The sequence below is a fragment of the Myroides sp. WP-1 genome (assembly GCF_014145635.1).
Classification (GTDB): domain Bacteria; phylum Bacteroidota; class Bacteroidia; order Flavobacteriales; family Flavobacteriaceae; genus Flavobacterium.
The window spans coordinates 65,764-81,495 of the sequence record NZ_JACHTC010000002.1; the positions used below are offsets into that span (position 1 = coordinate 65,764).

Consider the following 15,732-nt stretch of genomic DNA (forward strand, 5'->3'; position numbering starts at 1 on the left):
GATGCAAAAATTATACGGTTAAGGATTGAATAAAGTTATGAATTACAATCGGAAAACCAAATTTATTTAAATCGTGCCAAGGGGTCGTTTCTCCGGGGATAATCTCAGTTTGAATCATCCAAAATCGAAGGTGTAGTTTTTGATGTGATAGTTGGTGAATGATCACTTCTTCCGTCAGGCAGGTTAGTTGTGTAATAGAGGTGGTAGGATAGCGCGCATAGACCTGTTTTTCTAAATCAATAGCTTCATCCGTAAATCGATCGATAACCGGAAATTGGTAGAGATTTTGCCAAATATCTTTTTGAGTTCGCTGTTCTAAAAGGGTATGATTATTTCCGTCCAAAAAGATGAGAAAATCCATATATCGGTTTTTAACCTTGACTTTACTGAGTTTTACAGGTAATTTATCTACTTGATTGGTTTGATAGGCGACACAGGATGTAATAAAAGGACAAGGAGCGCAATTTGTTCCTTTCGGCGTGCATTGAATCGCGCCAAAATCCATAATAGCTTGGTTGAAAATCGCGGGTTGCTGCGGTGAAATAAGTGTTGCTGCAACGGCCTGAAATTCTTTTTTTGTCCTTTGAGTAGCTATATCAGATGTAATTCCGTAAATTCGTGCGAGAACTCGGAAAACATTTCCATCCACAACGGGAACAACTTCATCATAAGCGATAGAGGCAATCGCGGCGGCGGTGTATTCACCTACGCCTTTTAAAGTGAGTAGTTCTTTATAAGTAGTTGGGAATTGTCCGTTTAGTTCATGGGCTACCTTTTTAGCTGTAGCGTGTAAATTGCGCGCTCTACTATAGTAACCCAGCCCTTGCCAAAGTAATAAAACATCATCTTCTTGGGCATTTGCTAGATCAAAAACAGTAGGATAAGCCTGTTTAAAAGCCTCAAAATAGGGTAATCCTTGCGCTACACGCGTCTGTTGAAGAATAATTTCTGATAGCCAAATAGAATAAGGATCTTTTGTTTCACGCCAAGGTAAAATGCGTTTGTTGTCTAAGTACCAAGCTATTAGTTTGTTAGAGAAAATCATGATGAAAATGTGTGAGGGGCAAAAATAAACGATATATAATTAAATTTTAATCGATTAAGATTGAATTATTGGATTATAAATTAATATATTTGCACACTCTAAAAAAAACGGACAACAACAAATATAATTAATATCTAAAATGACTAAAGCGGACATTGTAGCTAAAATTTCAGAGAAATTAGGGCTTGAGAAAGGTGACGTTCAAGCGACAGTAGAATCTTTTATGGATGAAGTAAAAGCGTCGTTAGAAACAGGTGAAAATGTGTATTTAAGAGGTTTTGGAAGTTTTATCATCAAAACAAGAGCTGAGAAAACTGGAAGAAACATTTCAAAAAACACAACAATTAGGATTCCAGCTCACAACATTCCTGCATTTAAACCAGCTAAAGTGTTTGTAGAAGGTGTAAAATCAAACACAGAAGTAAAAGTAAAATAATTTATTAATCTCTAAATTACACACATTATGCCAAGTGGTAAAAAAAGAAAAAGACATAAGGTAGCAACGCATAAGCGTAAAAAAAGAGCGAGAGCTAACCGTCACAAAAAGAAAAAGTAGTTTAATACTACTTTTTTCTTTTCTAAGAAAGTTCAAAAGTACGTTCATTGATAGATATCTTATCAAGTTAAAGAAGGAATAAACAAGTGTATACTTGTTTTTAAAATAATGTTTAATCCATCTATACAAACTCATTTTGTTTTGAACGGATCTCCGAATAACCAAAGCAGTGTAATGAATGAGTATGGATAAAAATGTACAGTGTGAATAAAGAGCTAATTATTAGGTCGAATTCTGATACAGTAGATTTTGCCTTATTAAAAGATGGAAAACTAATTGAACTGCATAGAGAGCGTGAAGCAGATGAAGGTAATGGTTTTCAGGTCGGCGATATTTTTATCGCTAAAATTAGAAAACCCGTTCCCGGATTGAATGCAGCGTTTGTGCATGTAGGTTTTGAAAAAGATGCTTTCTTGCATTATCACGACCTTGGGCCAAACTTAAAAACGCTATTGAAGTTCACTAAACTTGTAAGTGGAGGTAAATTAAAAGATTACGCCCTAGAGAACTTTGTCTTTGAAGACGAAATTGATAAAGATGGTGCTATTACTGATGTATTAAGCGCCAATCAATCTTTATTAGTTCAGATTGTAAAAGAACCAATTTCAACCAAAGGACCTCGTATTAGTTCAGAGTTGTCTATAGCAGGTCGATATGTCGTACTTGTACCTTTTTCGAATCGCATTTCAATTTCTCAAAAAATTGAATCCAAAGAAGAAAAGGAGCGCTTAAAAAAACTAGTACAGTCTATCAAACCCAAAGGTTTTGGTGTAATCGTACGCACAGTTGCAGAAGGCATGAAAGTGAGCGAAATCGACAAAGATCTACGCAACTTAATGGCCAAATGGAACAACATGTGCAAAAAGTTAACAACTGCACATCATCCTTCTAAAGTATTGGGTGAAGTTAATAAGGCTTCTTCAATATTAAGAGATGTTTTTAATGATACTTTTACAGGTATCATTACAGATGATGAGGATCTGTATTATCAAACTAAGGACTATTTGCAAGAAATTGCCCCTGCTAAGGTGTCGATTGTCAAGCATTATCAGTCGAGAGAAGTTCCTATTTTTGAGAAATACAGCATTGAACGCCAGATTAAAACCTCTTTTGGTAAAACCGTTTCTATGAGCAAAGGTGCTTATTTGATTATAGAACATACGGAGGCGTTACATGTCATTGATGTGAATAGCGGTAATCGTTCGAATAAAGCACAATCACAAGAAGACACTGCCCTTGAAGTTAATTTAATTGCGGCGGCTGAGATAGCACGTCAGTTGAGGTTAAGAGATATGGGTGGAATTATCGTGGTCGATTTTATTGATATGGGGAATCCTGAAAATAGAAAGACCTTGTACGACTTCTTGAAAGAAGAAATGAGCGATGATAAAGCCAAACACAAAATTTTACCACCGAGTAAATTTGGATTGATCCAAATCACTAGACAACGCGTTCGTCCTGAAGTGTCGATCGAAACTAGAGAAGAGGATCCAAATGAGCATGGTGAGATCGAAGCTCCTATTTTGGTTATTGACAAGATTAGAGCGAGTATCGAAAATATTATTGCAAGAGATCCATCTTGCAAAATAATCTTGAATACACACCCTTTTGTGGCTGCTTACCTTACTAAAGGTTTGCCGTCATTGCGTATGAAGTGGTGGATGGAATTCAAGAAATGGATCAAAATTGTACCGCGTGACGCTTACACGTATTTAGAATACCATTTCTTTGATGATAAAGGAAAGGAAATATCAGAATAACGAAAAACCCAAAACGGCATCCGTTTTGGGTTTTTTGTTAGTTTTGTTTTTCTAGGTAAAACTCAATTGTTTGTGTATGACCTTCTTCATCGGTGATCGCGAGGTAATTAATTCCCGTTTTCCCGCGAATGGCTATTTCGTGAAATTGTTTAGTTGTGCCAATGTACTGCTCGTTCAAATACCAAAAAAGAGTTTTATTCGCACTGCTGGCGCTTGCCTTTGCAATAAAGGGTTGTAGTTCTGAATAAAAATTCTTCGTCAGGTAGATATGTTCTCCGTGTTTTGGATAGATAAACTCTATTTTTTTAAGCTGATCTTGGGGTGAACAATCACTTCTGTATGGAGGAATATCTTGATAGTCGCTGTGTGTTTTTCGATAAAAATAGGCCATCGTAGGTGGTAGAACAAACCAAGGAGTAGGTCTGATCTGATCAATCGCTTCACATTGACTGTTAACTTGATAGTGTAGTGTTGAGTCTAAATGAACCAGTTTATGATAAGGGCAAAGTATTGTTTTTTTTGCACGAAAGGCAACAAGATCCATTTTTGTTTGTAAACAATTAGGACCTGCTAGGTAACCCGAACTTTGGCAAACAGCAACCTCTTCTAAATCATTTAACGGAGCCGCGATTTCCTTTTGCTTGGGAAGCAGTTTAAATAAATCAAAAAGTATAGGGCCAGCCATGCGTACTCCGCTAATGGAAGGTCGACCTTCTCCTGTTGCATTGCCTACCCATACGCTGACAACGTATTTTTTATTTACACCAATGGCCCAGGCATCTCGTCCACCAAAACTAGTTCCTGTTTTCCACGCAATTTTAAGCGCAGAGTCGTAATATTGCCAAGCTTCGTCACCCTCAGGTCTGTTTACTTTAGTTAAGGCGTCAAACGTGTTGTAAATGGCTCCTGCTCCCCAGATTGTTTTTTCTTTAGAGGTATCTCCAAATGTTTGTGTGAAACCTGCCTTCCAGTTTAATTCTTGAATTTCTTGGGTGCGGTATTCCTGTTCTTTGTTGTAGTAATTGACTGTTCCTACCATACCTGCGTAGGCTCTAGTCAATTGCCATAAACTGCTTTCTGCCCCACCTAAAATTAGGGATAACCCATAGTGATCAGGGTATTTGTTAATAGAGGATAGCTTTAACTGTTGTAGGTTGTCATAAAAGCGATATACTCCATATTGTTGCAGCATTAAAACAAAAGGAATATTCAGCGAGCGCGATAAGGCTTCATTTGCCGTTACAGCACCTTCATAACTATTGGAAAAGTTTGTCGGTTTATATCCTGCTATAACAATCGGAATATCTGCTACTAGTTGATGAGGAGTGAGTGAGGCATCATCTAACATCGCAGCGTATAAAAATGGTTTTAAGATACTTCCCGTACTTCTGGAAGCTTGAATAATATCCACATCTTTTTGATGTGCAGTAGTTGTGGGTGAATTACCGATATAAGCGACAATATCTCGATTTTCTACATCGACAATCAAGGCTGCTATATTGTAAACTTCTGCCTGTCTATAGTGCAAATAGTAGTTTGCAATGATGTCATTGGCTCGTTGTTGGACGGCGTAATCAACAGTGGTAACAAGGCGTTCTTCTCTGTTGGTTTTTGCTGCAAATTGCAATAGATGGGGCGCAAGCTGAGGTAATTCATGTGGTTTTTGAGGAAGAGGCTCCGTAATTGCCAACTCATACGTGCTTTGATCAATGTGGTCGTTGTCTAGTAATTTTTTCAATAACGCATTTCTCTTCTGGAGTAAAATCTCTTGATTTTTTCCGGGATAAATTAAACGCGGTGCGTTGGGTAAGACTGCTAAAGTGGCACTTTCTGCCCAAGAGAGCTGTTCTGGTGAAGTTCCAAAGTAACGCCAAGCTGCAACATCAAGTCCAACTACATTTCCTCCAAAAGGAGCATGAGAGGCGTATAAGTTTACAATAGTCTGTTTGCTGTATTTAAATTCTAAACGTGTCGCCTGGATGAGTTCTATGATTTTTTCGAAATACGTTCGCTTTTTACCATCTCTCGCTAAGCGAATAGTTTGTTGAGTTAATGTACTACCTCCTCTTTTTACTTTTTTGGCTGATAAGTTAGAAAAGAAAGCCTTGACGATAGAGACAGGGTTGAATCCCCAATGGTAGTAAAAATACTCGTCTTCGTAAGTGATGATACATGTTTTGAACTTTTCCGGAACGCGCTCCATTGCGGGAAATCTCCATTGACCGTCACGGGCAATTTGAGCCGCAAGAAGTTGGTGATCCTTACTTTCGATCACAGTTGAATAAGGTTTGTCAAATAGGGTTTTAGGCAAACAAAAATAGTAAGCAATCAAAGCGATTCCCACTAGAATAGAAAGCACTTTCTTTTTCGTGCTCCACGTGCGCCATTGTAGATTGAGATTGAATTTCATATAAAGCAATACAGGGATGTGAATCCCTGTATTTATATTGATTTATAACGGTTATTTAATTACCTCTACCCATTGTCCTACTGTTCGACAGCGGTAGGCATTATCATACATTGCATTAGCTTGTACACCTGGTAAATAGTAGTTACCTAAGTAAGAAGCATTGAGTGTTACCCTTAGCGTTTTAGTGCTATTCGCTTGTAGCGTAAAGTAGAACATCGTGCGATCATCTCGAATATCGGTATAATCTACCTGATTTTGTGTTCCACCAGCATCTGTATAGCGAAGATTGACAATTTCCCATCCTGAAGGTACAATATGTGTCAAGGCTACGTTTTGAATACTGCGATTACTCGTATTTGAAATGGAAATTTCACAAATAAACTCTGTTCCTTGCTCGATACTCGTCGGATTAATTGCTAAGCCATTCGTAGAACGATAAGTCGTTTTAATATTCAAATTGCTTTGATCTGCTTGCTCTTGTCCAACTGGTAAAATACCACTTGATGTTAAACGCGCATATACAACCGCATTACTTTTGTTTTGTACCCCAAGTGTATTGTTCGCTTTGATGCTTTTTAGCTCTGTACTGACTAAGGCTTTGGTTGTGTTAACCGTTGCTTTTTGATCGTTGTATGTATACAGTACATTGATGCCATCACTTGGTTTGTTAATCGTAACATAACTTGCAATAGCATTAAGAGCATAAGCCGTTGTTTGTGTACTCATCCATTGAGATGATCCCAATTTGTTGGCTAATTCAATTGCATATTCATGTGTTTTAATCTTATTGCCATTGCTGTTTATCATGGTTTCTAAAGCCATAGCTAAATTGCGTTCATAAGAACCATAGTAAGAGAAACCTGCAATGTCATCTAAAGACAAGTGTGCAATTAGTTTTTGTGCGGCATCTTTTTGTCCGGCAAGCGCGTAAGCAGCAGCTAATCGGAATTTCGTATTGGTAGAAATTCCTTGCGTTTCGCGTAATCGGTTCATAGACGCAATATCCGCCTGACCTGCAAGTGCTAAGGTATACAAACGGTAAGCTTGTGCAAAATCTGTTGAATAGCGTTGGTCGTGTTTCCACTGGCGAGCCATTTTTTGTTGATAAGCAATCCAGTTGGCCTTGCTATTAACAGGTAATACATATCCTTTTTTCTCTGCTTCAAGATAGAAATGCCCCACATAAGAGGTTGCCCAATCATCAGCATAGCTATTTCCTGGCCAGTAGGCGAATCCGCCATCAGAAAACTGACGTTGTGCTAAACGCTGAATACCCTCGTTTACATTGCGTTGGATACTTTGTTTTTTACTGTCATCTAAGGTGATTAGATCAGCTAAATACAACTGTGGAAATACACCCGATGTGATTTGTTCTGTACATCCGTGTGGGAATGTGATTAAGTAATTTAAACGAGTCGTCAAGTTGATATTCGGGAAAGCCGACAGCTCTAACGTAGCTTTATTACTTCCTGGAATTCCAAACGGACTCCAATCTAAATGGTCTTCACTTTGAGGATCGATACTTACAATCTGTGTGCGCGTTGTCACTGGATTTGGATTGAGTACATCCATTTCAATACTGTACGTCGCTTTTTCTTTTCCGGAAGTTGCCTCTATTTCAATCTTTGTGATTCCCGTTTTATTAGCCACTTCTAACTCAAAATACGCAATTTTTTCGTCCGGTTCACTGAAGGATATCTGTTGAGATGCAGGCCCGTTGATTTTAAATTTGTCATCCGTTTTAACTGAAACTTTTACGTTTTTCACGTGGTTTTCCATCGCAAAAATAGTTACAGGCAACGTGATTTTCTCTCCAGGAACTGCTCTTCTTGGCAAAGATCCTAAGATCATTAATGGATTGTTTACTTTTACCGTTTTATCTGTATTACCATATGCTCTGTGCTCTGTGTTAGAAGCGACAATCATCGTGCGAACAGAACCAATGTATTTAGGTAACTTAATTTCATGTGATGCAGTTTTGCCTTTTTCTAAGGTATGTGGGCCTGAGAAAATAACCACAGGTTTAAAGCGATTGGCTTTTTTGACTTGTCCAGCGCCCAAATCTTCATCTCCACCGATACTGAATACTTGGTTGATAGTTCCTCCATAAGCTCCAATAATATAATCGAAAACATCCCAAGTGCGAACACCTAGAGCCGATTTGCTATAGAAATTTTGCCAAGGGGTAGGTGTTTTAAAACGCGTAAGATCCAATAAACCATCTTCTACAATGGCAACGGTATACGTCATTTTATTCCCGTTTTTCTCTTTCACTTTTAGCGTAAATTTTTCTTCTGGACGCAATTTATCAGGCATGATAATTTCAGGCTCTAATTTTGTCTTTTTATTGTAAACGCTAATTGGCGCAATACCATAAAGGCGAATTGGCGCATTGTTGATCGTATAGGCATGCGGTTGAATCAGGGTAATATTGATGTAGGCATTAGGAGCCATTGCCGCCGTTGCGGGTAATTCAAAGGTTGTTTCTCCTTGTTTGGTCTGAACCCAATGCGTTTCTAAAACACTACTACCACTTTCGATTGATACAAGCGCTCTTCCTCCTTCACTAGAAGGGAAAGAAAGTTTGATCTTCTCATCTACCGTATATTCTTTTTTATCTGTTGCAATCGATAAAGCAATGGCATCTTTTCCTTCTCTGTGTTTGGTTTTAGCTGACCAATAAGGCCAATCTACATAAACCTGCTGAGAAGCAATATGCCCACTATTTAAGTTGGTAATGACTACTTCATAGTTACCCCAATCTTGTTCTGGAATTTTTAATTCATATTGGGTTCCACCATTAGCAGAAGTAGTTAATTGATCCGAACTATACAAGCTGTAGTATTCGGATGCATTGTAGTTGGATACCCCATAATCATTTGAACTCCACCACCAATATCCTTTTTTTCGGTAAACATCTACTTGTACATTCTGCGCTAAAGCTTTTCCATCACTATTAACTGTTACAATAGAAAAAGCAAGTGGTTTCTCCGTTTCATAATACCCATATTTGTTTGCTTCAGGGGCTTTAATTCCGACATAACTAGCATAGGGAGAATAAGTCAATGTAGAAACATCTGTTGATACATCTCCGCCATTTTCATATACTTTGGTTGTCAAAATAGCCTTTAGCATAGCCGAATTTTCTACCGTATTCTTTAAGTTTAAAGCAAACGAAAATGTGCCACTTTCACTTGTTCTGCCTGAATACACATTGATGTCTTCTGTCGCGTAAGACGATAAACTGTTGTTGAAACGATAGTTTGGATACGTTTTAAACGTTGTTTGTTCAGGTAATAATTTGATCTGAACATCTGCTTTTAAATTTTTTGCCGTACTTCCTTGTAGCCATTCAACAGTATAATCAATTTGCTTGTTGTAATAATCTGAAGTAATAACTTTTCCTTCTGCGTTGTTTTTTATTTTTAAGCGATTGGGTTTAATCGTCTCTACTTTGATTCGCTTGTAGAATTTAGCACCTCCCACTTGAACAACAGCTTCCCAGTTACCAGTAGGAGCCTCTTGATCGGTTTGAACCTTAAACGCATAGTGATTTGCTGTATTTTTCTTTTGTACTACTTGTTCGGTTACTTTTCCAAAAGGATCAGATAACGTCAATTTGATTGGGTGATTTTCCGGAAGTGGATTTGCAATATCATCCAAGATAAACCCGATGTAAATAGGATCTCCAGGACGCCAAACTCCACGTTCAGTATAGACATAACCATTCATTCCCTTTTGAAGGGTTGTGCCATCTACATCGTAATTACTCACAGAAAGGGCATTGGCCTGATCTATTTTGATGTAGGTTGTATTGTTCTCTTGTTTTGCAAGGGCAAAATAAGCCTTGTTTTTTCCTAAATTAACCTTTGCAATTCCGTTGTTGTCTGTTTTTGCAGAGGTCAACAATTGCTGTTGGTAGCTATAGAATTCAACTGTAGCACCATTTACAGGAGCGGTTGTCAAAATATTGGTTACAACAGCGGTATATACATTGTCATTTCCACCTTTAACAATCATTGCCAAGTCACTCGCCAATACATTTGTACTTGGCATTTGTGTGTAATAATAGTAAGCATCAGAACATGGATCCTCACGCTCTTCCCAAGGATAGTAACGATAGTAGTAATCATATTCGTCATCTTCAGGTTCTAACTCGTCTTCTATATCAAGTTCAGTTTCGCTATCTCCTTCGTCCGCACAGTTTATAGCATAGGCTTTTTTAAAGGAAAATTTGACGTGGTAAATAGCACCCGGATCAGGTTTGATTAACGTTGATAAATCTAAGGCATAGGCATTCCAACGCAATAACGCTTTTGGATCGGGATTTGTCAATTCGATCGTCGTTTTTGCAATAGGTGCGGCCACAGTATAAAGAGAATACGAACCGTCTAAATTATTAGATTGTAAGAATTGTAAAATATTGTTTTGAAAAACCTTGTATACTTTTACATCTACTGCTCTTAAAGAGGTTGCCTTAAAGTTGATCTTTAAATTTTCTGAAGAAGGTAAAATGGTACCATTTTGCAAGAGTTGAACTTCAGGTTTTGGAATAGCAAAGGTGATGACTTCCGAATGAATGCTATTCAAACGATTGCCATAACTATCCGTAATACCTTCTTGTACCTGTAGCGTAACTTCTTCTGGTAATGCCTTTTCGCTGTATACTTTAATTAAATTTCCTTCAATTAAGAAAGTTAAAGGCAGACTCTCTAACCCTTGTAAACGGATTAATCCATCTAAGTTCTGATTCTTTTTGATCGGATTAGAAAAGTTAATCGCAAAGGCGTGATTGTCTCCTATTGTGGTTAAGACCTGATGTACCGTAAAAACTTCTTTCGCAGGAATCTCGTAGTCCAAGGACGTTTTTTGATCTAGCTGAACAGCTTTTGAATCTAAAGTCAACGTTAGTTCACTTTGTTCTGCTTGACGTTTAATTCCTCGAATTGTAAATGGAAATTCTTTTGCTTCTTGCTCTTCATTCACTTGAAAAGCAAGTTCAGTGCTTTGTTTTCCCTGTTGAGCAGTTGCTACTTTTTTTATAGCTTCCACACTTATCCAATCGCTAGACTTAATAACCCCGTGTTGGATGTAGCTGTCTTTGTCTGATGATTGTAGATCTGTGAACTCTGCAGTAAATTGCTGAGGTACGGTATGAACTACAAAAGAAAAAGATTCTTGTTGTTGTTCAACAGCAGTTACTTTACCTAAATGGAAGGTAATGTAATACTTTTGGTCTTGTTTTAAGCGTTCACTTGGTTCGAAACGCAAGGTTTGATTGGCTAAATAGCGTAATTTACCCTTTACCTCAGGTGAAATGGTAAACAATTTAGCATCAACTTCTTGTTGATCTTTCCATTCACCCCAATTTTTTGTTAGAGCAATGTCAATAGGCGATTTAGACGAGATCATTCCCGTTGTAAAAGCGCTGATGTATTCGCTAAAATCCTTGGGATCTGAAAGCGGAAAATCTTGCATTGCATCTTTTTTACAGGCCTGTAAGAAGGCCAAGAGCAAACACACTACAGTTAATACAATTTTTTTCTTCATAGCTTTTTTGTTTTTATCTTCTTTTTTCAAAAAATGAACGCATTAATGTTGCACATTCATCGGCCAAAATTCCCTGTGTAATGGATGTCTTTGGATGAAGTTGTCCACCCATTGTTTGATAGCCTCTTTTTTCATCATTTGCACCCCAAACCACTCTGGAAATCTGACTCCAATACAAGGCACCTGCGCACATTTGACAGGGTTCTAAAGTTACAAATAAAGTGCATGATTTCAGGTATTTAGCGTCTAAATAATTAGCGGCTGATGAAACAGCTTGTAATTCCGCATGAGCAGTGACATCGTGCAATAGTTCCGTAAGGTTGTGACATTTGGCAATGATCTGATTGTTGGAAACAACAATTGCTCCAACGGGAATTTCTCCTTTTTCAAAGGCCATCTGTGCTTCACTTAACGCAATGCGCATAAAGTATTCATCAGTAAATAGATCCATCATCCTCTTTAAATTTTAAGCAAAGTTAACTGAAAAAGGGAAGTTGTTATTTTATAATGTAAAAAATTCACTAGTTCTAGGGAAGGATTTAGAAAAAAGAAAGAGGATAGGGGAAAAAGAAGAGAGGTTGAAACGAAGTGAAGGTTCATCGTACAAAAAAACAACCAACAAAAAAGCAACTTCACAAAAGTCAAAAAACAAAAAACAAAGTTGTAATTTTGTTAGGTATAAATGTTACACGTATTTCCATGTTGTTAGAACAAATCAAAAAACCTTCAGATATCAGACAAATGAGTTTAGCTCAGTTGGAGGAATTAGCGGTTGAAATTAGACGATTTATCATCGATATAGTTGCTACTAAGGAAGGACATTTAGGTGCGAGTTTAGGGGTAGTCGAATTGACGATTGCCTTGCATTATGTTTTTGATACGCCGAATGATTTATTGGTTTGGGATGTAGGTCATCAAGCCTATGGACACAAGCTACTCACAGGGCGTCAGGAAGTGTTTCATACCAATAGACAAAAAGGAGGAATCAGTGGTTTTCCCAATCGCGAGGAAAGTGTGTATGACGTTTTTGGAGTAGGGCATTCGTCCACCTCCATTTCTGCTGTTTTGGGGATGGCTATTGCCTCTAAGTTAAAAGGTGAGGATGCTAAACAACATATTGCCGTGATTGGCGATGCGTCTATTGCTGCAGGAATGGCTTTTGAAGGATTAAATCACGCAGGTGTTAGCGACGCTAATATGCTTGTAGTATTGAATGATAACGCCATTGGAATTGATCCTAGTGTGGGGGCGTTGAAAGATTACTTAACAGCAGTAAAAGAAGGACGCAATCACAAGCGAAATAATATGATCAAATCCTTGCATTTTGATTATAGAGGTCCGGTTGATGGACATGATCTAAAGCAATTGATCAAGGAGTTGACGAAGTTGAAGAAACACAAGGGACCAAAATTCTTACACGTAATTACAACCAAGGGAAAAGGGTTAAAACAAGCTGAAGAAGATCAGGTTAAATATCATGCACCGGGAAAATTTGACAGTGCAACAGGAGAACTCATCCAAAAAGAAGAGAAAGAATATCCTGCGAAGTACCAAGATGTCTTTGGGTATACATTAGTGGAGTTAGCAGAACAAAATCCGCTGATTGTCGGAATTACACCAGCCATGCCAACGGGAAGTTCGATGAAGTATATGATGGAGGCTTTTCCGACACGTGCTTTAGACGTGGGTATTGCAGAGCAACACGCAGTTACTTTAGCTGCGGGGATGGCTACACAAGGATTGATTCCTTATTGTGCGATTTATTCTACATTTTTACAACGTGCGTATGATCAATTGATTCACGACGTAGCTTTGCAGAAATTGCCTGTGATTTTTTGTTTGGACCGCGCCGGATTGGTGGGAGAGGATGGAGCAACACATCAGGGTGTTTTTGATTTAGCTTATCTGAACTGTATCCCTAATATCGTAATTGCTGCACCCTTGAATGAAATAGAGTTGAGAAATCTGTTGTATACCGCTCAACTGGGAATTGACACACCTTGGGCCATTCGCTACCCTAGAGGTAAAGGGGGTGTAGAAGTCAATTGGCGTGAGGATTTTAAAAAACTTAACGTATCAATAACTAAAAACTTAAGAAAAGGCAATAAATTTGCCATAATTTCTACGGGAGTTATTGGAAACAATGTAATAGAGGCGTTTCAGCAATGTGAGACTAACGCATGGACGCACGAACATTTTTTGTTTGTTAAGCCGCTAAACGAACATCGATTGCATGAAATTTGTCAAACCCATCAGCATATAGTTACCCTAGAAGATGGTAGTGTAAAAGGAGGTTTTGGAAGTAGTGTAGCGCAGTTTGTTTCTAAATATTATCCCAAAATTAGTGTAGATAATTTAGGTGTTCCAGATGTTTTTATCGAACATGGAACAGTTAAACAACAACAACAAATTTGTGGTATAGACGTAGATTCGATTGTTAAATTAATTACAGAAAAGTTTTGAACAAATTAGAAAAGATTGCTTTTTTTTCTGTTGTACTTAGTTGGTATGGAGGGGCAACTTTCGCACAGGAAGGAACTACTCCTGCCGTGAATCCGCAAACCGCTACTTCGGTTGTGAAGGATACAGTAAACGTACAAGAAAATCCTTTTAATCCTTTGATGAATTTTTTACCGCGTAAAAATTACGCTGAAGAAGATTTGTTGATGAGTTATATGAATATGGGAAGTAGAGAAGATTTGGCATTTTTTAAACCCGAAGTTTTTGTTGAACGCAGTAAACCCAAATACAGTGCAATTAAAACGAAATTTAATCCTCAAATTCAACTTTCCGCAATTCCAGTAAATAATGAGATTATCGGGTACTGGGAGAAGAAAAATAGAGTGGGATTAGACTTTAATCAAATTGCTTTTGTCAATTGGAGTGCAGGAGGAGATAACTCCATTGCGGGCTTATTGAAGGGAGATTTTAGCAGAAAGTATATCAAAGGTCGTTTAATATGGGATAATACTTTAAACGTACGCTATGGAGTAAATAAACAATCAGATCGCGAATTGCGTAAGACAGACGACGTGCTAGAACTCAATTCAACGTTTGGGTATAAATATTCGCTCGCTTCTGATTGGTACTATGTCTCTAAATTGAATTTTAGAACTCAATTCACGGACGGGTACAATTACCCAAATACCGACGATCCTGTTTCTAGATGGTTGGCACCTGCTTATCTTTATGTAGGGGTTGGGGGTGAATACATGGATTCCAAAACGGGAATAAAATACTATGTTTCACCATTAACGTATAAGGCAACCTTTGTCAATGATCAAACCTTAGCAAATCAAGGCGCTTTTGGTGTGGATTCAGCGATTAAAGACGAAGATGGCAATATTCTGAAAAACGGTAAACGCTACAAAGCAGAAGTAGGTTTCTTAGTTAGTACAGAATGGAAAAAAGAAATCTTTACCAATATTTTTATCGATACGAAATTGACACTATATAGTGATTATATTGATCAATTTGGTAATATTGATGTTATGTGGGATCTGAAATTGGATATGAAAGTGAATGATTTTGTACGCGCTAATGTGGGAATAAATTTAATTTATGACGATAACGTGAAAAATAAAGTAGAACGCGGTGGGGTACAAGTGATAGAAGGACCAAAAATTCAGTTCAAACAAACCTTAGGAGTAGGGTTAGTCTATTCGTTTTAATTTTATAAATTAGTGCTATGAAGAATCTCTTTTTACTTGCTGTTTGCTGTTTGTTTAGTTCTCTGTCTTTTGGACAAGAATCAGGAGAATTTGTAGAATTAACGCAACAAAAAAAGGATAGCATAGCAGCTTTAGATCTAAAATATAGGGAAGATCAATTTTATTTTGGTTTGTCTCATACGTTGATGCAGGGAAAACCAAGCGAGTTTAAATCGAATTCAGTTTCATTGGGTGTAGATATTGGTTTTTTACGTGACTTTCCAATCAATAAAAGTAGAACAATTGCTATTGCACCAGGATTTGGGTTTTCTTATCAAAATTTACGCAATAGTTTTGGCCTTGCAGAAGACGGAAGTTATACCGTGTTAACAGACTACAAACGCAGTAGTTTATCTTTGCATATGTTGGATTTTCCTATCGAATTAAGATGGAGAAACTCTACACCTGCAAGTCATAAGTTTTGGCGAGCTTATGTGGGGTTCAAAGCCAGTTATGTGCTGGGTAACCGTGTTAAAACAACAACAGATCAATATTCGATAACCGCGAGAAATGATGAGAACATCAATAAATGGTTGATGGGAGTGTATGTAGGTGCGGGATTTAATACATGGAATTTCTATGCCTATTATGGCTTGAATACCATTTATAAAGAGTCTCCAATCCAAGGTGATCCCGAACGATTGAGATTGTTTAAAGTAGGAGTTATATTTTATATTTTATAGAGAGCCTTTTAGGCTCTT

The 15,732-nt window shown here is 37.7% G+C and carries 9 protein-coding genes; 5 read left to right on the forward strand and 4 right to left on the reverse strand.

The window, feature by feature from the left end:
* Positions 1-10: 10 nt before the first annotated feature.
* Positions 11-1,045 (reverse strand): A/G-specific adenine glycosylase, encoded by a 1,035-nt coding sequence (gene mutY, locus H4K33_RS02025; RefSeq protein ID WP_182646843.1) that lies wholly within the window; start codon positions 1,043-1,045, stop codon positions 11-13.
* Positions 1,046-1,184: 139 nt separating this feature from the next.
* Between mutY and H4K33_RS02030 the strand changes: the two genes are divergently transcribed.
* Positions 1,185-1,481, forward strand: coding sequence for an HU family DNA-binding protein (locus H4K33_RS02030; RefSeq protein WP_002989807.1), 297 nt, complete (start codon positions 1,185-1,187; stop codon positions 1,479-1,481).
* A 323-nt stretch (positions 1,482-1,804) separates the two neighbouring features.
* Entirely contained in the window at positions 1,805-3,361 is a 1,557-nt protein-coding gene (locus tag H4K33_RS02035; protein WP_182646844.1) for a ribonuclease E/G, read from the forward strand.
* Positions 3,362-3,398: 37 nt separating this feature from the next.
* Here H4K33_RS02035 and pbpC read toward each other — a convergent pair whose 3' ends face one another.
* The 3 genes from pbpC to H4K33_RS02050 are packed head-to-tail and all read right to left on the reverse strand — an operon-like array spanning position 3,399 to position 11,775.
* Entirely contained in the window at positions 3,399-5,771 is a 2,373-nt protein-coding gene (gene pbpC, locus H4K33_RS02040; RefSeq protein WP_182646845.1) for a penicillin-binding protein 1C, read from the reverse strand.
* 51 nt (positions 5,772-5,822) lie between these two features.
* Positions 5,823-11,321, reverse strand: coding sequence for an alpha-2-macroglobulin (locus H4K33_RS02045; protein WP_182646846.1), 5,499 nt, complete (start codon positions 11,319-11,321; stop codon positions 5,823-5,825).
* A gap of 13 nt (positions 11,322-11,334) precedes the next feature.
* Positions 11,335-11,775 carry a nucleoside deaminase gene (locus tag H4K33_RS02050; protein WP_182646847.1) on the reverse strand — a complete coding sequence of 147 codons (441 nt, stop codon included), beginning with the start codon at positions 11,773-11,775 and terminating at the stop codon, positions 11,335-11,337.
* Between the two features lie 245 nt (positions 11,776-12,020).
* On the opposite strand from H4K33_RS02050, the gene H4K33_RS02055 reads away from it, so the two are divergent.
* Genes H4K33_RS02055 through H4K33_RS02065 form a run of 3 tightly spaced genes read left to right on the forward strand, consistent with a single transcriptional unit; the run spans position 12,021 to position 15,714 of the window.
* Positions 12,021-13,784 carry a 1-deoxy-D-xylulose-5-phosphate synthase gene (locus H4K33_RS02055; RefSeq protein ID WP_182646848.1) on the forward strand — a complete coding sequence of 588 codons (1,764 nt, stop codon included), beginning with the start codon at positions 12,021-12,023 and terminating at the stop codon, positions 13,782-13,784.
* Positions 13,781-14,992, forward strand: coding sequence for a DUF3078 domain-containing protein (locus H4K33_RS02060; protein WP_182646849.1), 1,212 nt, complete (start codon positions 13,781-13,783; stop codon positions 14,990-14,992). Before H4K33_RS02055 ends, H4K33_RS02060 begins: the two co-directional genes overlap by 4 nt.
* A gap of 17 nt (positions 14,993-15,009) precedes the next feature.
* Positions 15,010-15,714 (forward strand): porin family protein, encoded by a 705-nt coding sequence (locus tag H4K33_RS02065; RefSeq protein WP_182646850.1) that lies wholly within the window; start codon positions 15,010-15,012, stop codon positions 15,712-15,714.
* The last annotated feature ends 18 nt before the right edge of the window (positions 15,715-15,732 follow it).

Bases quoted from the DNA above. Each gene is read 5' to 3' on its own strand.
- mutY (WP_182646843.1), bottom strand. From the start codon at position 1,045: ATGATTTTCTCTAACAAACTAATAGCTTGGTACTTAGACAACAAACGC.
- H4K33_RS02030 (WP_002989807.1), top strand. From the start codon at position 1,185: ATGACTAAAGCGGACATTGTAGCTAAAATTTCAGAGAAATTAGGGCTT.
- pbpC (WP_182646845.1), bottom strand. From the start codon at position 5,771: ATGAAATTCAATCTCAATCTACAATGGCGCACGTGGAGCACGAAAAAG.
- H4K33_RS02045 (WP_182646846.1), bottom strand. From the start codon at position 11,321: ATGAAGAAAAAAATTGTATTAACTGTAGTGTGTTTGCTCTTGGCCTTC.
- H4K33_RS02050 (WP_182646847.1), bottom strand. From the start codon at position 11,775: ATGATGGATCTATTTACTGATGAATACTTTATGCGCATTGCGTTAAGT.
- H4K33_RS02055 (WP_182646848.1), top strand. From the start codon at position 12,021: ATGTTGTTAGAACAAATCAAAAAACCTTCAGATATCAGACAAATGAGT.
- H4K33_RS02065 (WP_182646850.1), top strand. From the start codon at position 15,010: ATGAAGAATCTCTTTTTACTTGCTGTTTGCTGTTTGTTTAGTTCTCTG.